This window comes from Spongiimicrobium salis (assembly GCF_043678055.1).
Taxonomy (GTDB): domain Bacteria; phylum Bacteroidota; class Bacteroidia; order Flavobacteriales; family Flavobacteriaceae; genus Spongiimicrobium; species Spongiimicrobium salis.
Map to the genome: position 1 here is coordinate 195,837 of NZ_JBHEQA010000006.1, position 21,236 is coordinate 217,072.

17 protein-coding genes are annotated in these 21,236 nt (G+C 40.3%); 7 read left to right on the forward strand and 10 right to left on the reverse strand.

Features of this window, described 5'->3' with window-relative positions:
- Positions 1-17 precede the first annotated feature (17 nt).
- Together ACEXOE_RS21115 and rpsO are read right to left on the reverse strand one after the other, a co-directional pair.
- A complete protein-coding gene (locus ACEXOE_RS21115; protein WP_394750852.1) occupies positions 18-2,243 on the reverse strand; it encodes a polyribonucleotide nucleotidyltransferase in 2,226 nt (741 codons plus the stop codon).
- A gap of 209 nt (positions 2,244-2,452) precedes the next feature.
- A complete protein-coding gene (gene rpsO / locus ACEXOE_RS21120) occupies positions 2,453-2,722 on the reverse strand; it encodes a 30S ribosomal protein S15 (RefSeq protein ID WP_394750853.1) in 270 nt (89 codons plus the stop codon).
- A gap of 171 nt (positions 2,723-2,893) precedes the next feature.
- Between rpsO and ACEXOE_RS21125 the strand changes: the two genes are divergently transcribed.
- Both ACEXOE_RS21125 and ACEXOE_RS21130 read left to right on the forward strand, forming a co-directional pair.
- Positions 2,894-3,763: a hypothetical protein gene (locus ACEXOE_RS21125; protein WP_394750854.1), complete on the forward strand. Its 870-nt coding sequence runs from the start codon at positions 2,894-2,896 to the stop codon at positions 3,761-3,763.
- A 277-nt stretch (positions 3,764-4,040) separates the two neighbouring features.
- Entirely contained in the window at positions 4,041-6,497 is a 2,457-nt protein-coding gene (locus ACEXOE_RS21130; protein WP_394750855.1) for a T9SS type A sorting domain-containing protein, read from the forward strand.
- A gap of 71 nt (positions 6,498-6,568) precedes the next feature.
- Here ACEXOE_RS21130 and ACEXOE_RS21135 read toward each other — a convergent pair whose 3' ends face one another.
- From ACEXOE_RS21135 to tamL, 4 genes are read right to left on the reverse strand one after another with little or no spacing between them, the layout of a single operon-like run.
- Positions 6,569-7,087 (reverse strand): hypothetical protein, encoded by a 519-nt coding sequence (locus tag ACEXOE_RS21135; protein ID WP_394750856.1) that lies wholly within the window; start codon positions 7,085-7,087, stop codon positions 6,569-6,571.
- A 9-nt stretch (positions 7,088-7,096) separates the two neighbouring features.
- On the reverse strand, positions 7,097-7,954 hold the full coding sequence (gene accD / locus ACEXOE_RS21140; RefSeq protein WP_394750857.1) for an acetyl-CoA carboxylase, carboxyltransferase subunit beta: 858 nt from the start codon (positions 7,952-7,954) through the stop codon (positions 7,097-7,099).
- A gap of 35 nt (positions 7,955-7,989) precedes the next feature.
- Positions 7,990-9,060 carry a class II fructose-bisphosphate aldolase gene (gene fbaA, locus ACEXOE_RS21145; protein WP_394750858.1) on the reverse strand — a complete coding sequence of 357 codons (1,071 nt, stop codon included), beginning with the start codon at positions 9,058-9,060 and terminating at the stop codon, positions 7,990-7,992.
- 57 nt (positions 9,061-9,117) lie between these two features.
- Complete coding sequence (gene tamL, locus ACEXOE_RS21150) at positions 9,118-11,631, reverse strand: translocation and assembly module lipoprotein TamL (RefSeq protein WP_394750859.1); 2,514 nt, start codon at positions 11,629-11,631, stop codon at positions 9,118-9,120.
- A gap of 153 nt (positions 11,632-11,784) precedes the next feature.
- Here tamL and ACEXOE_RS21155 point away from each other — a divergent pair, with 153 nt between their 5' ends.
- On the forward strand, positions 11,785-12,438 hold the full coding sequence (locus ACEXOE_RS21155; RefSeq protein WP_394750860.1) for an RNA methyltransferase: 654 nt from the start codon (positions 11,785-11,787) through the stop codon (positions 12,436-12,438).
- 24 nt (positions 12,439-12,462) lie between these two features.
- On the opposite strand, the gene porT is transcribed toward ACEXOE_RS21155, so the two are convergent.
- On the reverse strand, positions 12,463-13,173 hold the full coding sequence (gene porT, locus ACEXOE_RS21160) for a type IX secretion/gliding motility protein PorT/SprT (protein ID WP_394750861.1): 711 nt from the start codon (positions 13,171-13,173) through the stop codon (positions 12,463-12,465).
- 4 nt (positions 13,174-13,177) lie between these two features.
- Positions 13,178-13,906: a bifunctional demethylmenaquinone methyltransferase/2-methoxy-6-polyprenyl-1,4-benzoquinol methylase UbiE gene (gene ubiE, locus ACEXOE_RS21165; RefSeq protein WP_394750862.1), complete on the reverse strand. Its 729-nt coding sequence runs from the start codon at positions 13,904-13,906 to the stop codon at positions 13,178-13,180.
- 303 nt (positions 13,907-14,209) lie between these two features.
- Between ubiE and trkA the strand changes: the two genes are divergently transcribed.
- The 3 genes from trkA (at position 14,210) to ACEXOE_RS21180 (ending at position 18,112) form a co-directional block, all read left to right on the forward strand.
- On the forward strand, positions 14,210-15,559 hold the full coding sequence (gene trkA, locus ACEXOE_RS21170; RefSeq protein WP_394750863.1) for a Trk system potassium transporter TrkA: 1,350 nt from the start codon (positions 14,210-14,212) through the stop codon (positions 15,557-15,559).
- A gap of 62 nt (positions 15,560-15,621) precedes the next feature.
- Positions 15,622-17,112 carry a TrkH family potassium uptake protein gene (locus tag ACEXOE_RS21175; protein WP_394750864.1) on the forward strand — a complete coding sequence of 497 codons (1,491 nt, stop codon included), beginning with the start codon at positions 15,622-15,624 and terminating at the stop codon, positions 17,110-17,112.
- Positions 17,113-17,212: 100 nt separating this feature from the next.
- The gene (locus tag ACEXOE_RS21180; protein WP_394750865.1) at positions 17,213-18,112 is read left to right on the forward strand and encodes a cation diffusion facilitator family transporter; all 900 of its coding nucleotides are present in this window, start codon (positions 17,213-17,215) and stop codon (positions 18,110-18,112) included.
- Positions 18,113-18,167: 55 nt separating this feature from the next.
- Here the strand turns inward: ACEXOE_RS21180 and ACEXOE_RS21185 are convergent, their stop codons facing one another.
- Together ACEXOE_RS21185 and ACEXOE_RS21190 are read right to left on the reverse strand one after the other, a co-directional pair.
- The gene (locus ACEXOE_RS21185; protein ID WP_394750866.1) at positions 18,168-19,352 is read right to left on the reverse strand and encodes a pyridoxal phosphate-dependent aminotransferase; all 1,185 of its coding nucleotides are present in this window, start codon (positions 19,350-19,352) and stop codon (positions 18,168-18,170) included.
- A 14-nt stretch (positions 19,353-19,366) separates the two neighbouring features.
- A complete protein-coding gene (locus tag ACEXOE_RS21190) occupies positions 19,367-20,467 on the reverse strand; it encodes a fatty acid desaturase family protein (protein WP_394750867.1) in 1,101 nt (366 codons plus the stop codon).
- A gap of 128 nt (positions 20,468-20,595) precedes the next feature.
- Between ACEXOE_RS21190 and rsmG the strand changes: the two genes are divergently transcribed.
- Positions 20,596-21,231, forward strand: a complete 636-nt coding sequence (gene rsmG / locus ACEXOE_RS21195; protein WP_394750868.1) for a 16S rRNA (guanine(527)-N(7))-methyltransferase RsmG — start codon at positions 20,596-20,598, stop codon at positions 21,229-21,231.
- Positions 21,232-21,236 lie beyond the last annotated feature (5 nt).

The following is a 21,236-nucleotide window of genomic DNA, read 5'->3' on the forward strand; positions in this document are numbered from 1 at the left end:
ATTGAAACTAAAAAGAATTAATCTCTTTTCGGCTTGCGGTCTCTGTCTCTGCCTCCGTTTCTTCCTCTATCGTTACGTCCTCCACGATCGTTATTTCTTGGTGGTCTTTCCTTATATCCTTCCGGTTTAGGTAAAATAGCCTTACGAGAAACTTTTTCCTTTCGTGTTCTGGAATCAATACCGAAGTACTTCACATCGAATACATCGCCCATATTGACAACGTCGCTCACATTTTCTGTGCGTTCCCAAGCCAATTCAGATACGTGTAACAATACTTCGTTTCCAGGAGCATCCATATATTCTACCACTGCACCAAAGTCGAGCATTTTAATGACTTTTACTTCATAAATACTTCCAACTTCTGGTTTAAAGGTAATCGAATCTATTTTTGCCAATACAGCATCGATTCCAGCTTGATCTGTACCTAAAATTTCTACAATTCCTTCCTCAGTTACAGGATCCTCATTGATCACAATAGTAGTGCTGGTTTCTTTTTGCAATTCTTGGATTACTTTTCCACCAGGTCCGATTAACGCTCCAATGTATTCTCCAGGAATGGTTGCGGTAACCATTTTTGGTGCATGAGGTTTTACATCAGCTTGCGGCGCTTCGATCGTATCTGTCAATTTTCCAAGAATATGTAATCTTCCGTCCTTGGCTTGCATTAAGGCTTTAACAAGAATCTCATAAGAAAGACCTTTTACCTTGATATCCATTTGGCAAGCAGTAATTCCATCTGCAGTACCGGTTACTTTGAAATCCATATCACCCAAGTGATCTTCATCTCCCAAGATATCCGATAATACAGCATAATTTCCTGAATCGGCATCAGAAATCAATCCCATGGCGATACCAGATACTGGTTTTTTCAATTGCACCCCAGCATCCATAAGGGCCATAGTACCTGAACATACCGTTGCCATGGAAGAGGAACCGTTGGATTCCAAAACTTCGGAAACTACACGGACTGTATAAGGGCAATCTGCGGGAACCATACCTTTTAAGGCACGTTGCGCAAGATTACCATGTCCTACTTCTCTACGGGAAGTACCTCTGATAGGTCTTGCTTCTCCGGTAGAAAAAGGAGGGAAGTTGTAATGCAAATAAAAGGTTTCTTCACCTTCATAAGAAGGCATGTCGATCTGATTTGCTTCTCTGGAGGTACCTAAGGTCACTGTAGCCAATGCCTGTGTTTCCCCTCTTGTAAAGATGGCAGATCCATGGGTGGAAGGAAGATAATCTACTTCACACCATATTGGACGTATCTCATCTGTTTTTCTTCCATCCAAACGAAGTCCTTCGTTCAAGGTAAGATCTCTAACGGCATTCTTTTCGGCCTTGTGGTAGTATTTGGATATCAAATCTCCCAAATCCTCTAATTCTTCTTCGGAGAAAGTAGCAGTGATTTCTTCTTTGATTTCCCCAAAAGCAGCACTTCGTTCATGTTTGGCGGATCCAGCCTTGGCTACGGCATATACCTTATCATAGGCCATATCGTGAATCTTTTGGGCCAATTCTTCATCTTCCCGCTCTGGCTCATATTCACGTACTTCCTTTTTTCCAAAGGCCTCGGCCAATTTAATTTGCGCCGCACATTGCACTTTAATAGCTTCATGGGCAAATTTAATGGCCTCTACCATCTCTTCTTCCGAGATTTCATCCATTTCCCCTTCTACCATCATTACGGAATCTGCAGAAGCGCCAATCATCATATCGATATCACTTTCCAGCAATTGCGCCCTTGTAGGGTTAATGATGAACTCTCCGTTTACACGTCCAACACGTGCTTCTGAAATAGCACATTCAAATGGGAAGTCAGATAATTGTATAGCGGCAGATGCTGCCAATCCAGCCATGGCATCTGGCATTACATCTTCATCATGAGACATCAATTGAATCATCACCTGTGTCTCGGAATGATAATCTTTTGGGAAAAGCGGACGCAATACACGATCTACCAATCTCATTGTCAATACTTCTCCATCACTGGGTCTTGCTTCTCTTTTGAAAAATCCGCCTGGATAACGTCCTGCGGCAGCAAATTTTTCGCGATAGTCTACGGTTAGTGGAAGAAAATCCACATCGCTTTGTTTGTAGTTGGATACTACGGTACACAGTAACATACATTTACCGGATTGTACAACAACAGAACCATGTGCCTGTTTTGCCAATTTTCCAGTTTCGATAGAGATTTCTCTACCGTCACCGAGGTCAATAACCTCTCTAAAAACTTTTGGAATCATAAGTTTGAATTAATAACCTGTCTCTTTCGCAGGTTTTTTTGTTAAACAATGGTCTACCGTCTTACCGGACGGTCAGGGTTGTGTTGTTGTGCGTTGTTGACCAATGAAAAACTATAAATAAGCTTTTTTTATGCTGCCTTATGTGATATAAGGTCTTTTTTTAAGCGTACTAAAAAAAATAAGGGGAAGCCAATGGCCTCCCCTGAATATTACTTTCGTATATTTAATTCTTTGATGATAGCACGGTATCTTGTGATATCTTTTTTGATCAGGTAATCCAACAAACTTCTTCTTTTACCTACCAATTTTACCAAAGAACGCTCCGTGTTAAAATCTTGACGATTATTTTTTAAGTGTTCTGTTAGGTGATTGATACGGAAGGTGAACAAGGCAATTTGTCCTTCAGCGGTACCTGTATCCTTTTCTGATTTACCGTGTTTTTTAAAAATTTCGGCTTTTACTTCTTTTGATAAATACATTCCAATATTAGTTTAATAATTTTTATGTACGTGGCAGTTTTTCTACCAAGCCGCAAATATAGCTATATTTTTTGCTACGCCAATAGCTTATATCAATTTTTTCTGGGCAGAATTAAACCTTTTTGTACAGCACGGGTCTTACAATCATATAGTTAACAAAACCAAAGTATTATGAAAAGAAAAATGAAAAAAAAGATTGCAGTATGTGGACTCCTGATGTTTGGAGCCTTGATCGGGTGTGAAAATGATGGGGTAACCGAAACAGAAGAGGTATTGGAAGTACAGAATGCGACCATTACGGAAACAGAAATTCAATTGGTAGATGAAGCAGATCTAATTTCAGAAGAAGTAAACAATATCGTAGAGGATATTTATACGGCTGAAGAAGTTTCGCTATTTTTCAAGGTCCCGTTCAATTCCAATTTTTTGCCAGAATGTGTTACCATCACTACGGAGGTAACGGCTACCACACGTGAGAAGACTATTGCATTTGGGGAATCTTGCGAGTTGCCGAATGGCAATATCGTAAGCGGAACGATTTTTCTAAGTTTTGAGAAGGACATGGAGTTGTTGCAAAAGACCTTAAATTTTTCCTTGGAAAATTTTGTTTTTAATGGAGTTGGCGTAGCAGGTTCCTCTTCTATTGTGCGCACTAGGGCAAACGAAAATGAGAACCCACAATCTGTGGTTACGGCTGATTTTATCGCTACATGGCCCGATGAAACTTCCGCAAGCATATCGGGGACAAGGACCCGGGAATGGATCGAAGGTTTTGATACTCCTGTTTGGGGCGATAATGTTTTTCTGATTTCTGGAAATAGGACATTTACCAATAGAAACGGATTTACGTATCAAAAAAATATTAGTACTCCATTGCGTAGGGAATTGGCCTGTAGGTTTATTGTTAGTGGTATTGTAGACATAAGTCGAGGAGATGCTACGGCGACCCTGGATTTTGGTGATGGCAATTGTGATAATGTAGGAACATTGACCAATGGGGAAGGGGAGTCCATGGAAATTAACCTAAGACGATTTAAGTAAAAAAAGGTGGTTCTTTTTTTTAAGTCTCAAGTGTCTTTGACGCTTGGGGCTTTTTGTTTTTTTAATACACTGTGCCATTCCAAATTAAGTTACATATGATTGCATGACACGGTATCCTTTTATATGTGGAAGTTGCTCTTTGAAAATATATCCAAGGAGGTGGGTAACAAAAGATATAATTAAGAATTCTACTACAAAGGAAGCTTTGAGGACTTTCGTATGCCTTAAAAATATAATGTTCGCTTCTTTTAACGTATAACCTTGAAAATAATATCATATGAAAAAACTGTTACTATTATGGATTGTGTTAATGAGTTGTAGCCTGTATGCTCAGGATCCATTGGCCATAAGATCCAGTGAAAATTCAACTACTTGTGTTCCAGATGCCACAGCAGGAGATTTAGTGAGGAACGGAAATTTTGAGCAATTCTCCCAAGTACCTTTCAGTATTAGTCAAATTGAAAGAGCTTGTGGTTGGGCATCTCCAACTGCAGGTACACCAGATTATTATCATAGAAATGCTACTTCTAGTTCGGTTAGAATTCCTGAAAATATGGCCGGTAGCCAAGATGTGAACCCTACAGCGGGAGGTGATGCCTATGCAGGCATATTTTTTACTGGAGGAGCCAGGGAAATCATGAGAACCCAATTGGATACTCCTTTAGCTCCAAATACTGAATATAGACTTGTTTTTGATGTGTCGCGATCAGACAATCGTACAAATCAAATCAAGTTTCAGGCTTATTTGGGTTCTTTTTTTCAATTTCCTCCAGGAGTTGGAGAACTTCCAATAGAAGATGATGCGAATGGAATTTTATTGGAAAATGATGTGTTTTCAAACAATATGACAGGTTGGGATACTATCTCTTTTACGTTTACAACAGGTGCCATTGCCGGACAGGAGTACCTGTATTTAGGGACTATTTCAAATGTTGAAGTTTTGAACAATGGAATTGGAGCATATTATATAGATAATGTTAGTCTTCGTTTGGCAGATGACCCCCCCTGTGAAGCATGTAATACCACTCCATTTGTTGCTTTTGAGGTGGATGAAAATTGCAAATACTCTTTTCTTGCACTAATAGAATCACCTGACTGTGTTGTTGATATTGCCTACAACTGGAGTTTTAGCAATGGGGAAACCTCTACAGCGGTCTTTCCAATGCTGACCCCAACGGAAAATGGAGATTTTACAGTTGCTCTGACACTTACTTATACACTGCCAGATGGCTCGCAATGTGAAGTGAGCAGTGCTACCACGACATTTGAAGTGAGTTGTGTAGAAGTAGCCGAATGTCCTTCTTGCTCTACGGCATTATCGGAAGTAATTGATGCAATCATACCTGGTCCAGTTGCATGTGGGTCTTATGTTTTTCCATTACAAAGTGCATTGGACGAATGTTATGATATTACTGTAAATCCTGGAGATGGAAGCGATCCTTTTCTTTTAGTGGGCAATGCGATCAATATTCATAATTATACGGAAAACGGGACGTATACAGCTGTTATCATTGCCTCTGACGGGGTTAACACTTGTAGAAGACGGGTACAGCTGACGGTAGATTGTTTTGATGATAAATGTCCCGACTGTCCTGATGCTGCGACTGAAATTATTGATGCAATCATACCAGGCCCGGCAGCTTGCGGATCTTTTGTTTTTCCTTTTCAGGAAGAATTGGATGAATGTTACGACGTTTTTGTAAACCCAGGAGATGGAAGTGATCCATTTCAATTGGCAAGTAATGCAATCAACATCCATAACTATACGGAGAACGGAACCTATACTGTTTTGCTGACACTTACGGATGGATTGAAAAGATGTCAAGAGAAAGTGGAATTAACGGTGGATTGTTTTGATGATAAATGCCTGGATTGCCCTGATGCCGCGGCTGAAATTATCAATGCAATCATACCAGGCCCGGCAGCTTGTGGATCTTTTGTTTTTCCTTTTCAGGAAGAATTGGATGAATGTTACGACGTTTTTGTAAACCCGGGAGATGGAAGCGATCCCTTTCAATTGGCAAGTAATGCAATCAACATCCACAACTATACGGAGAACGGAACCTATACTGTTTTACTGACGCTCACGGATGGATTGAAAAGATGTCAAGAGAAAGTAGAATTAACGGTGGATTGCTTCGTAGAGGAATGTCCTAGTTGTGACGAGATGTTAACAGAAGTGATTGATTTGATCATCCCTTCACCTTCCAATTGTGCTTCTTACATCTTTCCGTTACCGGCCGATTTAGATAAATGTGCTAGTGTTTTTGTAAACCCAGGAGATGGAAGTGGTTCTTTTCAGCTTCAAGGCAATGCACTAAACGTCCATACGTATACTGAAAATGGTACTTATACCGCATTTATTACGGTTTCCACTGGCGTAAAACGGTGTCAGAAAAAGGTGGAATTGAATGTGAACTGTTTACGTTCGTCTTCAGAAAGTAAATTGATTACAAATCCCTCTGAATTGGAAAGACGAAATAGTATTGCCTATACTAGCGCAAATGCCATTGTCTACCCCAATCCTTTTACCAGTAGTATTCAGATTAAAAATAACAAGAGTGTCGCGATCAAATCTGTAGAGATATATGGCTTTAACGGGCAACTTCTCGTGAAGAAGGACTATAGGTCTGGAGGAAGCATTGCGATTCCGGAAGGAATACAAGGGGTGTATTTTGCTAAAGTCTATTTTGAGGATGAAACAATAGAAACTATATCCTTGCTCAGGGAGTAGCATTAAGTTTTTTACAAAAAGAAAGGGGCTTTGTTCGCAAAGCCCCTTTTTTATGTTCCTATGATATATTCTCAGAAAGCACAACCTGTGGGTAATGGTTGCTGTTGGGCCAGACTTCCAGCGAAATCTGCATCAAGGGTAGTGCCGCTAAGCCCCTTTTCAACGGTCCCTTTGAAAACAACAGTGCCATATCCACTGGTATTCATATGGGCTCTTACATAGACTTCGGTATCGGCCTTAATAGCAATAGGACCTCCCGAACGTGTAAAAGGTTGTTCTTCTACATGGCTATGTGCCAAAATCCTACGATAGATAAGATTCCCTTTGGTGTCGATCACTTCCCACCAATCTGCATACTGGGCACAACCGGTATCAGGACTTGCAATAGTAACGCTAAAATTGTAATTGTCCTCATTGCCACTGACTGTTACAGCAGTAACTTGGGCCAAAGCTTTATTGGTCATGTCTGAGGGGGTATCCATGGTGCTTATAACTTCTTGTTCCGTTACTCCGGCATTGTCTAAATCTGTAGCGCAGCAGGTGAAACTTAATATTACTAGCGTAATAAAAGTAGTTATAGGAGATTTCATAGCGTACAATTACGATCGAACGGGAATGTTCTGTATTAAGTCGATATAAAGATTGATTTTCTTTTTTAGATCCTTTCTATGGGTAATAAAGTCCAAGAAACCGTGTTCTTTTACAAATTCTGCGGTCTGAAAGCCTTCTGGAAGTTCCTTTCCTGTGGCTTCTTTTACCACACGCGGTCCTGCAAAGCCGATTAAGGCACCAGGTTCAGAGATGTTAATGTCGCCTAACATGGCATAAGAGGCGGTAGTTCCGCCCGTAGTTGGGTCCGTACAAAGGGAGATATAAGGAATTCCTGCATCGGCCAGTTGTGCAAGTTTTGCAGAAGTCTTCGCCAATTGCATTAAGGAGAGCGCTGCCTCCATCATTCGTGCACCTCCCGATTTGGAAACCATAACAAAGGGGATTTTCTTTTTAATGGCATGATCAATAGCCCGTGCAATCTTTTCGCCAACCACACTTCCCATAGAACCTCCAATAAAACTGAAATCCATACAAGCAATCACCACATCTTTTCCAAGGGACTTGCCCACTGCAGTTCGTACGGCATCATTCAGGCCTGTCTTCTGCTGCGCGGCCTTTAAACGATCGGAATATTTCTTATTATCTTCAAATTTTAAGGGGTCTTTGGATGTTAATTTGGTATCCAATTCCTTGAACTTATTATCAAAAAGAATTTCGAAATATTCTTTACTTCCAATTCTAACGTGATAATCATCTTCTGGACTGACATAATAGTTTTTGGCAAGTTCCTCAGATTCCACAATTTTCCCGGTCGGGGATTTATACCATAACCCTTTGGGAGTGTCTTTCTTTTGCTCGGTAGCAGTCTGTATTCCTTTTTCCTTTCTTTTGAACCAAGATGACATAAGCTGAATGTTAAGTTGATATAACCCTTACGGGACTACAATGTATTCACATTATTTAAATCTTCAAAAGCTTTTTTCAATCGCTCTACAAAAGATTTTTCTCCTTCTCGTAACCATACTCTGGGATCATAGAACTTCTTATTGGGCTCATCGCTTCCATTGGGGTTTCCGATTTGTGACTGTAAGAAATCTTTTTTGTCTTGAACGTAGTCACGGACTCCAGACAAAAAGGCATATTGTAAATCGGTGTCAATATTCATTTTGATAACACCATAACTTATTCCTTCCCTGATTTCTTCTACGGTAGATCCAGACCCTCCATGAAAAACAAAATCAATATGATTGTGTTCCACATTGTATTTCTTAGAAATATATTCCTGGGAATTCTTAAGGATTTTAGGCGTTAATTTTACATTTCCGGGTTTGTAAACACCATGCACATTTCCAAAAGCAGCGGCAATGGTAAATCTTGGACTTACTTTGGATAGTTCTTCATAAGCATAGGCAACTTCCTCGGGTTGCGTGTATAATTTTGAATCATCCACATCGGAGTTGTCTACCCCGTCTTCTTCTCCACCAGTGATTCCCAACTCTATTTCCAAGGTCATGTCCATTTTGGCCATGCGTTCCAAGTAGCTCTTACAAATTTCAATGTTCTCTTCAATAGGCTCTTCGGAAAGATCGATCATATGGGAACTAAAAAGCGATTTTCCAGTTTCTTTATAATGTTGTTCACTGGCTTCCAGAAGACCATCGATCCAAGGCAATAATTTCTTAGCGCAATGATCGGTATGTAAAATAACCGTGGCACCATAAGCCTCGGCCAATTGATGTACGTGTTTTGCTCCAGCAACAGCACCTAGAATGGCAGCTCGCTGACCATCATTGGATAATCCTTTACCAGCATTGAATTGCGCGCCTCCGTTGGAAAACTGAATGATGACAGGAGCATTTAGACTCGCTGCTGTTTCCAGTACACCATTGATGGTGTCGGAGCCGATAACGTTTACAGCAGGAAGGGCAAACCCTTTTGCTTTGGCATAGTTGAAAATTTCTTGTACTTCATCGCCTGTGGCAACTCCTGGTTTGATCGAATGGGTAGTCATGATAGTTTTGTTGAGCTCTTTTTAAATTAATTCACAAAAGTAATAAAATAATTTCCTCTAAAACGGATAATTTATGCCTATTTGCGGTATAGCGTTCGCAAAATTGAATTGTCTGAACCATCTTTGGGAAGGTTCTTCCGCGGGGTTATAGGTTTTAAAGCCAACATCGACCCTAAAGACAAAGTAGGTGAGGTCATAGCGCAATCCGAAGCCAGTGCCCAAAGCAATATCGGCCAAGGAACTGATACCGTTGAAGGTGGCATCGGGGTCATCCACATTGTCAAAAACATTCCAGATATTTCCCGCATCGGCAAATAAAGCGCCTTTTAAATCTCCGGCAAGAGGGAAACGATATTCCAAATTCAGGGCTATTTTGAGGTTTGCTTCATTAAAATCATTGATGTTTTGTGTTCTTCCAGGCCCCAGGGAATACGGAAACCATGCCCTATTATCATTTGCGCCGCCTGCAAAATAACTACGCGCAAAGGGAATGTTATCCGAGTTGCCATAGGGAACGGCCAACCCAAGGAAACTGCGAAACGCCAATACTTTGGATTTGGAAAGATCCCAATGCTTTATATAGTCAAGGTCGGTTTTGATGTACTGGGAATAGGGGACACCAAAAATGAGCCGATCTCCATTGTTCTCTTCAAAAGGGATGATCCTTGAAATCCCCGATAGCAGATTCCCTGCACTTTCTAAACGAATTTGGTATTGGCTGAAACTCGCATCGTTGGGATTGCTCTTGTTGTTTTTAGAAAAACTATAGTTACTGGCAAAAATGAGGTTGTTCTCGGTCAAACGTATTTGTCGTTCATTAATATTACGAACCGTATTGAAGTCTTCATCCCCGTTGGGAATCAGGCCTTCATTTAATACTGCATTCGTAAATCCGGTGGTGCCGTTGGGAATAATTAATTGTGGGTCGGGATCATCATTAAAGAACTCGGCAAGCGCTGGATCATCTTGAAAATCATCAGCAATGGCATCCAATTGCTCAAAGGAGTTTTGGTATACATTAAAAAAACGCTCGGAATTTACATTTCGTACAAACTGTATATTCAATAATTCCAAGGTGTTTTTTACACGATCCGAGGGAGTCCAGTCATACCCAAATACGGTATTAAAGGTCTGTTTGTCCAGTCCTATGTTTTGTTGAAAACTAATTCCCATAGACACATTGGTCTTAGGGAGCATGTAGAAAGGAATGATTTTTCGGGTATTCAACAAGGGGAACCATATTCGAGGAAAGGAAAGATTGATATCCCCACCAATCTCTGAAAAAAAATCTTCGGGTAAAGAAGTATCGCTCAAAAGCCCAAAAGACCCCCTTCCACTAATGGTCAAGGTTTCCGCCCCTTTAAAAATATTTCGTTTTAGAAAGGAAGCGCCAAGAACAACCCCCAAGCGTTGAATGGTGGATCGGGTAAATTCAAAATTAACGCCCAAGGAATTCTTTTTGAGCGGCGATAAATAGATGTTCGTGGTCAGTTTGGTCCGGGTACTATCTTCAATAAACTCAATATTGGGATACCTAAAGGTATTGAGGTTGGTAATCTGTCTCCGGGTACGTATGCGATCCAGGTCGGTATACACACTATCTTTTTCTAGAAAGACAGCATCGGTAAGGGCTCTAGGGATATAATTTAATTTGTCCTTAAAATAAATCCTGTAATTCTCATAGTCAACAGATTGCAAGGTGTTTTTGTCCGTGTCAAATTCATAGTCTGTATAAATATTGATATGGTCAAAACGGTGTACTTTATATTCCGAACCTGTGAGGGAATCCCCTGTACGTTTTTTTAGATTGTTGATGTTCAATGTGGCATTGAGCATCTGATCATCTGTATTGACCGTATCCTGTTCAATAGTATACCGAATGGAACTCTCCTGAAAGTTGTATATGCCCGAGTTTCTAAACAATTGAATAAGGCGCTCCCTTTCTTTATTAAAGTTGGAGGAATTAAACTGATGCCCTTCCTTGACATAGGAATCTATCTTGTGCAACTGATAGATGGAATCAATTGCGCTGGATTGGATGTTTTCGGATATGGTGTCAATGATATACGGATTTCCCAATTGTAGGTCATAGGTAACATCTGCTCTTTGCTTACGGGAACTGCTGTCAACCGCAAATGCTCCTTGTACATTAAAATAGCCCTTGGAACGATAATAGGCCTTTAGACGGGCTAGGGATTTTGTGCTTTTGACACTATCAACAATTACAGGGGGTTCCCCAATTCTCTTCAACCATTCGCTGAATCCCTTAACAATGAAAGATTCCCCCAAACGATTAACTTGTTTTTTTGAGAGGAGCTTGTTGAGGCGTTTTTCCCTTTTTTCCTTGCGTTGTAGCCAATCCTGAAAAGAAGAATCCGGATTGGGTTTGGCAAGATTATATAGGTTGAGGCGAAGTGGATACCCCAGAATTGTACTATTGGGTTTTTGAAGGATTAGGCTTTGAACGGCGCCATTGGAGATTTTCTTATCATCGGCGATAACTTTGTTTTTATTCAACAATAATTGATCGTCTTTAACCCTTTTGAGTGCATTGCAGGACAGCATGGCCATACATAGTGATAATAAGCTTATTTTTGTGAAGCTTTTTCTAAAACACAAAGGAATCCTCATAGGGTTCAAAAATACATTATTTGTATGGTTGTTAAAAACCAAATAAAATTTATAAAAACCCTACAGCAAAAAAAATGCCGAATTAAAAACGGAATGTTTGTAGTGGAAGGAATAAAAATGGTACAAGAGCTCCTGGATTCCGATTTTGTGGCCCATAAAGTATACAGTACACAGGTTGAATTACTAAGGACTCAAGCTGAAATTATTGAACAGGTCAGCGAAGCTGAATTAAAAAAAATGAGCGGGCTGCAACATCCCAATACTGCGCTGGGCGTTTTTTTTATTCCGGAACACAAAAGCATTTCCACGGAAGGGTGGTCCGTTGCTTTGGACGATGTCCGAGATCCGGGAAATTTGGGGACCATTATTCGCTTATGCGATTGGTACGGGATTGAACATTTGATTTGCTCCCGAAATACTGTGGATTGTTACAACCCTAAGGTCTTGCAGGCTACTATGGGGTCAATTACCAGAGTACAGCTACATTATGTGGATTTGGAAAAGCAACTCCAAGAAGATCCACGTAAGGTTTATGGCGCTTTTATGGATGGTGATGATATGCGTCAACAAAATTTTCCTTCAGAAGGAATATTGCTTATGGGGAATGAGGCAAATGGCATATCCAAAGATATGCAGGCCTTAGTGAATGTCAAGACCGCGATTCCCCAATTTGGAGAAAAAACGGCCGAAAGCCTCAATGTAGCTACGGCAACGGCAATATTGCTCAGTGAATTGCATAGAACTTAAGATAGGGGATGGATGTTAAGATTCCTACTCAAAAGTGAAATTGATAAAGATACCCCTGGTCTTTAGAGATTCTATATTACCGGTCCAAGGACTATTGGGGTCAAGATCGGGTATCAATTCATCGGTAAGTGCAAAAGTTCCTCGGATGGAAGGAGTGAACTTAAAATATTCGGTATAAAATTCAATTCCAAACCCCACCTCATAATAGTAGGTAGTTTTGGTAAGTCTAAAAGTGCCACTACTATTGTCATCAGGACTGTCTTCATTGCTCCCAAGATTTAAGGAGGTGGACAGACCTCCTACAAGAAAGGGTTTCCAATTTCCCAATCTTTTGGCACTGACCTTTAATAATAAGGGAACATTGATATAGGTAGATCGCACTTCACGAATGGCGTCATTGGCATTGTCAAAACCAGGGAAGCCCAAATTGCGTTGGGTATAAAATAAACCGGGCTCCAAGCGCAGATCCAAAAATTGATTCAAACGGAGCTCTCCAATGAGTCCCACATTGAAGCCAAAAGTTTTTTCTACAAGAATATCCGTATTTCTGGGACCTAAATCTTCTTTGTAATCAAACTTGAAATCATATTGGTTGAAGCCCAAAAAATAGCCCCAATTTAATAAAGGTTTATCAATAGTCTCCAAATTTATAATGGGATCCTCGTTAAACTGTGCTTGGGAAGATATAGGGTATAAGAGCAAAACACTGCCCAAAAAGAAAAAAATGTTTTTCATGCTTTTACTTTGTAGCTACATATATTGATGCCACTCCAAATGTTTGGGGGCTGTTCTCTATAGCTATAAACCCAATTTTGCGTAAAATATTGTTGAAGGCCTCCCCATAAGGAAAAAGAGATGCGGATTCACATAGATAGGAATAGGCCGATTGATCTTTGGAGAACACTCTGCCTATTGTGGGAAGAATAAATCGGGTGTAAAAGCGATACCCTTGTTTATACGGTGTTTTGGTAGGTACGGAAGTCTCTAAGACCACAAAAGTCCCTCCAGGTTTTAGTACTCTATAAATTTCGGCCAAACCTTTTTCCAAAGTTTCAAAGTTTCTTACGCCAAAAGCAACAGTGACTGCTTCAAAAGTATTGGCCTCAAAAGGAAGGTTCTCACTATCCCCGACCATCATTTCTATAGTTTGGTCCAGTTTTTTGGCTGTTACCTTTTTTTTGCCCACTTCCAACATGCCCGGGGAAATGTCTAATCCAACAATATTCTCCGCACCGGTTTCAACAAGATTAATGGCCAAGTCCCCAGTCCCCGTAGCAATATCGAGAATGTTTTTGGGTTGCTTTTTTTTGAGCAAGGCCACCACTCGTTTCCTCCATTTAATATCTATGCCAAACGAAATTACCCGGTTTAACCCATCATAGTCATCGGAAATCGTATCGAACATTTGGGTTACCTGTTCTTTTTTTCCTAAATCTGAATTTTTATAAGGAGTTACCTTGTTGGCCATGTGGACAATTTTTTGCAAAGATAGAACATAAAAAATATCCCGACCTAGCTAATTTCACTTCTATTTAGATTGCCGGTAACCCTTAAATGCGACTTGGACCCCATGCAATAATTCACGAAAGCCGTAGTTTTGTACTATGGCATTGATGAGGTAAACAAAATAATTGTGTACTTTAGCCAAGCGATTTTTTACAAACTTTTTTAAATGAGTGGTAAGGACTCAAGTGTTCTTCTAAAAGGATATGTACTAGTACTTTTCCATTTCTTTTTGTAATATGGGTCTTTTCCAGAAAAAACAAAACGCGTGAAAATTATTATTGCCGGCGCCGGTGAAGTAGGGTTCCATTTAGCAAAACTACTATCATACGAATCTCAGGACATTACTTTGATCGATAGTCATAAGGAAAGCCTCACCTATGCAGATACCCACTTGGATATTAGGGTGCTTAAGGGAGATGCCACCTCGATAGCCGTATTACAGGATGCCCAAGTTGAAAATTCGGATTTGGTCATAGGCGTGACTTCGTCCGAAACTACAAATCTTACCCTTTGTATGTTGGCCAAGCAGCTGGGCAGTAAGCGCACTATAGCCCGAATTTCCAATACGGAGTTTGTGGATAATAAGGAGGTGATCAAGTTTTCGGAACTGGGAATTGATGAGTTGATCTCTCCCGAAGAATTGGCAGCTACGGAAATACAATTACTACTCAACCAATCTGCCTTTAATGATACCTATGAATTTGAAGAAGGTGCACTCATTATGGTGGGGGTCTCCTTGCCTAAAACGGCACCCTTTGTGGGTAAAATGGTAAAGGAAGCAGCCAAAATTTTTCCTGAACTGCATTTTATGCCCATTGCCATTCAACGGGTTGGGACGCAATATACCATTATTCCGAGGGGAGATACCGTCTTTAAGGAAGAAGACCAAGTATATTTTATAACTTCTTCAGGGGGGGTAGATGAATTGTATAAGCTTACAGGAAAAGAGAAAAAAGAAATTAAAAATGTCATGATCTTGGGAGGGAGTAAAGTTGGTTTTAAAACCGCTCGTGACCTCTGTGCCAATAAATTCAATGTTAAATTAATAGAGAAGGATAAAGAAAAAGCTTTTGACATTGCCGACGATCTTCCCAATGCGCTTGTCATCAATGGAGATGGTAGAAATGTAGAGTTGTTGGATGAAGAAAGTTTAGAATCCATGGACGCCTTTATTGCGGTAACCGGGAATTCTGAAACCAATATCATGTCTTGTTTGGTGGCACGATCAAAACATATTAAAAAAACCATAGCCCTGGTAGAGAATATGGATTATTTTCAACTCTCGCAGTCCATCGGTATAGATACCCTGATCAATAAAAAACTTTTAGCGGCGAATAATATTTTTAGGTATATCCGAAAAGGAGAAGTCGTTGCCCTGACTCGCTTGAACAATCTCAATGCTGAAATCCTGGAATTTATTGTAAAAAGGACATCGGCTGTAAATGGAAAGATCATCCGAGAATTAAATATTCCCCGATCGGCAACCATTGGTGGAGTGATACGAGATAATGTGGGGATTACGGCCTTGGGGGATTTTAAAATAATTGAAGGAGATCGTGTGGTGGTCTGTTGCCTGCCTCGAGCTATTCCAAAAGTAGAAAAACTCTTCTTGTAAGTGTTCGATCATAAAATGACACATAAAAACAACGATATTGTAGCCAAATCAATGCAGCTATCATGGGATTGAATTCCAAAATCATTTTTCACCTCATGGGTCTGCTATTGTTATTCAATGGTGGGTTTATGGTGTTGGCAGCTTTGGTCAGTGCCATCTATCAGGATGGAGCAACCTTGGACATCACCTTGGCAGCTATTGTGACTATGATTGTAGGAGTATTGGCCATGTTCTATACCCGCGGTCATGAAAAGGTAGTTAAGCGTAAAGAAGGGTATATCATTGTAACCTTAGGTTGGCTTGTTATGTGTCTTTCCGGAGTATTGCCATATGTGTTTTCAGGGGCAATTCCACAACTTACCAATGCTTTTTTTGAAACCTTCTCCGGGTATACAACCACGGGGGCTTCCATTGTTGACGATATTGAAGCCTTACCGGAGGGAATTTTATTTTGGCGGAGCCTTACCCATTGGATAGGGGGAATGGGAATTATAGTGTTAGCTATTGCCATTCTTCCTTTACTGGGAATTGGTGGAATGCAACTTTTTGCTGCGGAAGCTCCTGGTCCCAGTGCAGATAAATTACACCCTCGGATTACGGATACGGCCAAAAGGTTATGGCTAATTTATTTTGGATATACCGTAGCCGAAACCTTATTGCTAAAATTGGCAGGTATGTCCTTCTTTGATGCAATCAATCACTCTCTGGCCACCTTATCTACGGGTGGTTTTTCTACAAAAAATGCGAGTTTGGCATATTGGAACGATCAACCTTTGATTCAATATATTGTTACGTTCTTTATGTTTTTGGCGGGGAGTAATTTTGTCTTGAGCTATTTTGCATTTAAAGGAAAGGTGCAAAAAGTGCTGCACGACGAAGAATTTAAGTTCTACAGTATATTTATCCTGTCCTTTACCCTTATTGCAGCTTTAGTGGTCTATTTAAAAGCCAATGTTCCCGTATCTGATTTTCATCCCATGGTTTTTGGAGAAGGGGAAAGTGCTTTTAGACATGCCTTTTTTCAAGTCATTGCCGTAGTGACCACAACAGGTTTTGTGACGGCCGATTTCACAAGCTGGACTCCTTTTCTTACCGTATTCTTTTTTGGATTGATGTTTTTGGGAGGGTCCGCAGGATCTACAGCAGGGGGGATTAAAGTAATGCGACACTTATTGATCGTGAAGAATGGCCTTTTGGAATTTAAACGAACCTTGCATTCCAATGCTATTATCCCTGTGCGCTATAATAATCGCACCGTTAAAGAGCATATCGTATACAATATCATTGCTTTTTTTGTGCTGTATATGTTGCTGTTCATTATAGGCGCACTCGTCCTTGGATTTTTAGGGCTTGATTTTGAATCTGCTGTGGGTGGTGCTGCATCATCTCTAGGGAATGTAGGGCCGGCTCTTGGAAGTTTGGACCCTGTAAGCAATTACAACAGTTTACCCGTATCCGGAAAGTGGTGGTGTTGTTTTCTGATGCTTTTGGGACGTTTGGAACTCTTTACTGTATTGATATTACTTACCCCATATTTCTGGAAGAAGATCTAATATCGCTCCCTTAGCGTTCGGAATAATTGCTATCTTGTATAGGGTCGCAATCGACTGTTACCTTCTAAGGTTCACTTTATAGGCATAAATACAAAAGTATATGGGGCACCACCACCATCATCATCATCATGGAGATACGAAGAATATCAGGTTGGCTTTTTTCTTGAACCTTGGATTTACGCTCTTGGAAATTATTGGGGGGTTCTATGTGAACAGCGTTGCGATTGTTTCCGATGCGGTTCATGATCTTGGGGATAGCCTTGCTTTGGGTACCGCCTGGTATTTGGAAACGAAATCCAAAAAAGGGGCAAGTGACACTTTTTCCTTTGGATATCAACGTTTATCCTTGTTAGGAGCGCTCTTAAATGCGATAATTTTGATCGTTGGAGCCATATTTGTGGTTCGCGAAGCTATTGAGCGTTTAGTGGCACCGGAAGAAGTAGATGCCCAGGGAATGGTGGTCTTTGCAATTATCGGTATTCTGGTCAACGGCTATGCCGCATGGAAACTGGCAGGGGAAACCTCATTAAATCAGAAATTGATTTCCTGGCATCTCATTGAAGATGTACTGGGTTGGGTGGCGGTGTTGATTGGGGCTCTTATCATGACTTTTTATGGAGTGCCATGGTTAGATGCGGTACTTTCTATTGGGATATCCCTATTCATTCTCATTAATGTGGTACGGCAATTGAAGAAAGTACTTCGTATACTGGTACAAGCGGTTCCTAAAGAGGTGGACTTAGCCCAACTTAAAAAAGAGGTATTAGCAATTAAAGATGTGGCTTCTTTGCACAGCACACATCTTTGGTCATTGGACGGGGAACAATTGGTTTTTTCAACACATATTCGAACCCATGGTACAGTGGCACTGTCAAGAAATCAGGAAATTAAGTCGGAAGTATTGCAACTATTGTCCCGATATCACCTCGCTTGTGCCACGCTTCAAATAGAATCCGCGGACGAAGCCTGTGTTTTTGAAATAGAGCAGTGTAAAACATAAAACCCCTTCCAAATAAAATGGAAGAGGTTTTGTTGATAGTTATACTAAAGGCGTATTACAATACAGCTTTCATTCGTGCTACGGCTTCGCGTAATTCTTTTTCAGATGCAGCATAGGATATGCGGATACAGTTGGGGTTACCAAAGGCTTCCCCGGTGACGGTAGCTACATTGGCATTTTCCAGAATATACATGGACAAATCGGAAGCGGTTTGAATGGTAGTGCCGTTTAGATTTTTTCCAAAGAAGGAGGAAATATCAGGAAAAACATAAAACGCACCTTCCGGAACATTGAGTTTAAACCCTTCAATTTCTCCTAATAGTTGTAGAATAAGATCACGCCGTTTGTGAAATTCATCGATCATGAATTGAATTTTGCTTACAGGAGCCTGTAAAGCGGCAATGGTAGAGCGTTGTCCAATGGCATTGGCGCCACTGGTAATTTGTCCCTGGAATTTGGTGCAGGCTTTGGCAATCCATTCCGGAGCGCCAATATACCCTATTCTCCATCCAGTCATGGCAAAGGCCTTGGAAACCCCATTTACGGTAATCGTTCTATCATACATACCTTCAATTCCGGCAATACTCACATGTCCGCCCACAAAATTAATGTGTTCATAAATCTCATCAGAAACGACATAGATATTAGGGTGTTTTTTCAATACGGCTGCCAAGCCTTCCAATTCCGATTTGCTATATACGGATCCACTGGGATTGCAAGGAGAGCTGAACCAGAGCATTTTGGTTTTGGGGGTAATAGCGGCTTCCAATTGCTCCGGAGTCATTTTAAAATCAGTATCAATACTGGTTTTGACCTGTACCGGTACTCCTTCTGCGAGTTTTACAATGTCGCTATAACTCACCCAAAAAGGGGCAGGTAGTATTACTTCATCTCCGCGATTCAACATGATCATGGCAACATTGGCCAGGGATTGTTTTGCTCCTGTGGATACCACAATTTGTTGTATTCCATATTCCAAGGAATTATCACGCTTAAATTTATTGGAAATGGCTTCTTTTAAGTCGCCATAACCATCTACAGGAGAGTAACTGCTATAATTTTCATCAATCGCTTGTTTAGCGGCATCTTTGATGAAGTCAGGAATATTGAAGTCGGGTTCGCCCAGACTTAGACCAATGATATCTTTTCCTTGATTGCGTAGTTCTCTTGCTTTTGCGGCCATAGCTAGGGTGGCCGAAGTAGACATGTTTTTAATTCTATCGGATAAATGGTTACTCATGTGGTTGTATTTAACTAGTACTGCAAAGCTGGATTCTTGCCCAGCTCCTTTAAGTGTTTGAAGTGCGAAATTATAGCTTTTCTGGTAGTTTTGTACTCATTATAGGGCAAATTAAACTCCTTTGCCGTTTCCTTAACAATTTTAGAGATTTTTGTGTAATGTACATGACTAATGTTAGGGAAAATATGATGTTCAACCTGATGATTCAATCCGCCGGTGAACCAATTTACAATTCTATTTTTTGTGCCAAAATTTACCGTGGTAGACAACTGGTGTATGGCCCAAGTGTTCTTCATAGAGCCTTGTTCATCCGGAAGGGGAGTATCTGCTTCGTCCACAACATGGGCCAACTGAAATACGACACTCAAAATAACTCCGGCTACATAGTGCATTAAAAAGAAGCCCAATAGTATTTTCCACCAAGCAATATCAATAAAAATAAGAGGTAGTACGATCCAGATGACAATGTAAAGCGATTTGGTGATTACCAGCGTACTCCAGTTAATGACAGGACTGGGTAATTTGCCATAGGATAATTTACGCTTCATATAGCGATACATTTGCTGAAAATCTGTAGTAATGGCCCAATTAAACGTTAATAGTCCGTACAGAAACACAGAATAATAATGCTGAAATTTATGATGTCTGTGCCAAGTGGCGTGTTTTGAAAACCGCAAAATCCGTCCTGCTTCCAAATCCTCGTCATGTTCGTGAATATTGGTATAGGTGTGGTGAAGTACATTGTGTTGTACTTGCCAATTATATACATTTCCAGCAAGAATATAGATACTGCTGCCCATGAGTTTATTGACCCATTTTTTATTGGAATAAGCCCCATGGTTGCCATCGTGCATTACGTTCATTCCTACTCCGGCCATACCAACTCCCATAACAATAGTTAAAAGTACGTTGGCCCAAATAGGCAGATTAAGTGTCAACAATAAAAAATAAGGGGTTAAAAAAATGGCAAACATGATTACCGTTTTCAAGTGGAGGCGCCAGTTTCCAGTTTTCTTTATATTATTTTCTTTGAAATATTCATTAACCCTTTTGTTTAACGTTCGGAAAAATTGGGCGGGATCTTTTCTAGAAAATTTAATGGTCTTATGCTCCATTTGTAGTATGCTTTATCAATTTTTTGGTAAATATAAGGCAATTCCAGCGCATCAAATATAATAGAATCTTAAAAAGAAAAAATTTATGATTTCTAAAGTGTTATTTTTGGCGAAATGTTACAAAAGATATGAAAGCGGAGATTATTTTTAAGTATTTTCCTCAATTGACGGCTATTCAGAAAGAACAGTTCCAACAATTGGAACACCTATATCAGGATTGGAACCAAAAAATAAATGTAGTTTCCAGAAAGGATATTGATGAGCTGTACCTAAGGCATGTGCTGCATTCCCTGGGGATTGCAAAAATACAGCAATTCAAAGCTGGAAGTACAGTTTTGGATGTCGGGACCGGAGGTGGATTTCCCGGAATACCGCTGGCCATTCTTTTTCCGGAAGTGCACTTTACTTTAGTAGATGCCATAGGAAAGAAAATTAAAGTAGTCCAAGAGGTTATCGCGGGCTTAGGATTGCAAAATGTCACGGCCAAGCATATGCGTGTAGAGGATTTGGACGTGCGTTTTGATTTTATTGTGAGTAGGGCAGTGGCGGCCATGCCTACTTTTGTACGATGGGTAAAAGGAAAAATAAAAAAAGAATCCAAACATCAGCGAAAAAATGGAATCTTATACCTTAAAGGAGGGGATCTTTCCGAAGAATTGCAAGGCTATAGAACTGCAGCGATTTTTGATTTGCCCGATTATTTCAAAGAGCCTTTTTATGAAACAAAAAAAGTGGTCTATCTCCCCATGAAATATAAAGCTTAAGCGAA

Bases quoted from the DNA above. Each gene is read 5' to 3' on its own strand.
- ACEXOE_RS21115 (WP_394750852.1), bottom strand. From the start codon at position 2,243: ATGATTCCAAAAGTTTTTAGAGAGGTTATTGACCTCGGTGACGGTAGA.
- rpsO (WP_394750853.1), bottom strand. From the start codon at position 2,722: ATGTATTTATCAAAAGAAGTAAAAGCCGAAATTTTTAAAAAACACGGT.
- ACEXOE_RS21125 (WP_394750854.1), top strand. From the start codon at position 2,894: ATGAAAAGAAAAATGAAAAAAAAGATTGCAGTATGTGGACTCCTGATG.
- ACEXOE_RS21130 (WP_394750855.1), top strand. From the start codon at position 4,041: ATGAAAAAACTGTTACTATTATGGATTGTGTTAATGAGTTGTAGCCTG.
- ACEXOE_RS21135 (WP_394750856.1), bottom strand. From the start codon at position 7,087: ATGAAATCTCCTATAACTACTTTTATTACGCTAGTAATATTAAGTTTC.
- accD (WP_394750857.1), bottom strand. From the start codon at position 7,954: ATGTCATCTTGGTTCAAAAGAAAGGAAAAAGGAATACAGACTGCTACC.
- fbaA (WP_394750858.1), bottom strand. From the start codon at position 9,060: ATGACTACCCATTCGATCAAACCAGGAGTTGCCACAGGCGATGAAGTA.
- tamL (WP_394750859.1), bottom strand. From the start codon at position 11,631: ATGGCCATGCTGTCCTGCAATGCACTCAAAAGGGTTAAAGACGATCAA.
- ACEXOE_RS21155 (WP_394750860.1), top strand. From the start codon at position 11,785: ATGTTTGTAGTGGAAGGAATAAAAATGGTACAAGAGCTCCTGGATTCC.
- porT (WP_394750861.1), bottom strand. From the start codon at position 13,173: ATGAAAAACATTTTTTTCTTTTTGGGCAGTGTTTTGCTCTTATACCCT.
- ubiE (WP_394750862.1), bottom strand. From the start codon at position 13,906: ATGGCCAACAAGGTAACTCCTTATAAAAATTCAGATTTAGGAAAAAAA.
- ACEXOE_RS21175 (WP_394750864.1), top strand. From the start codon at position 15,622: ATGGGATTGAATTCCAAAATCATTTTTCACCTCATGGGTCTGCTATTG.
- ACEXOE_RS21180 (WP_394750865.1), top strand. From the start codon at position 17,213: ATGGGGCACCACCACCATCATCATCATCATGGAGATACGAAGAATATC.
- ACEXOE_RS21185 (WP_394750866.1), bottom strand. From the start codon at position 19,352: ATGAGTAACCATTTATCCGATAGAATTAAAAACATGTCTACTTCGGCC.
- ACEXOE_RS21190 (WP_394750867.1), bottom strand. From the start codon at position 20,467: ATGGAGCATAAGACCATTAAATTTTCTAGAAAAGATCCCGCCCAATTT.
- rsmG (WP_394750868.1), top strand. From the start codon at position 20,596: ATGAAAGCGGAGATTATTTTTAAGTATTTTCCTCAATTGACGGCTATT.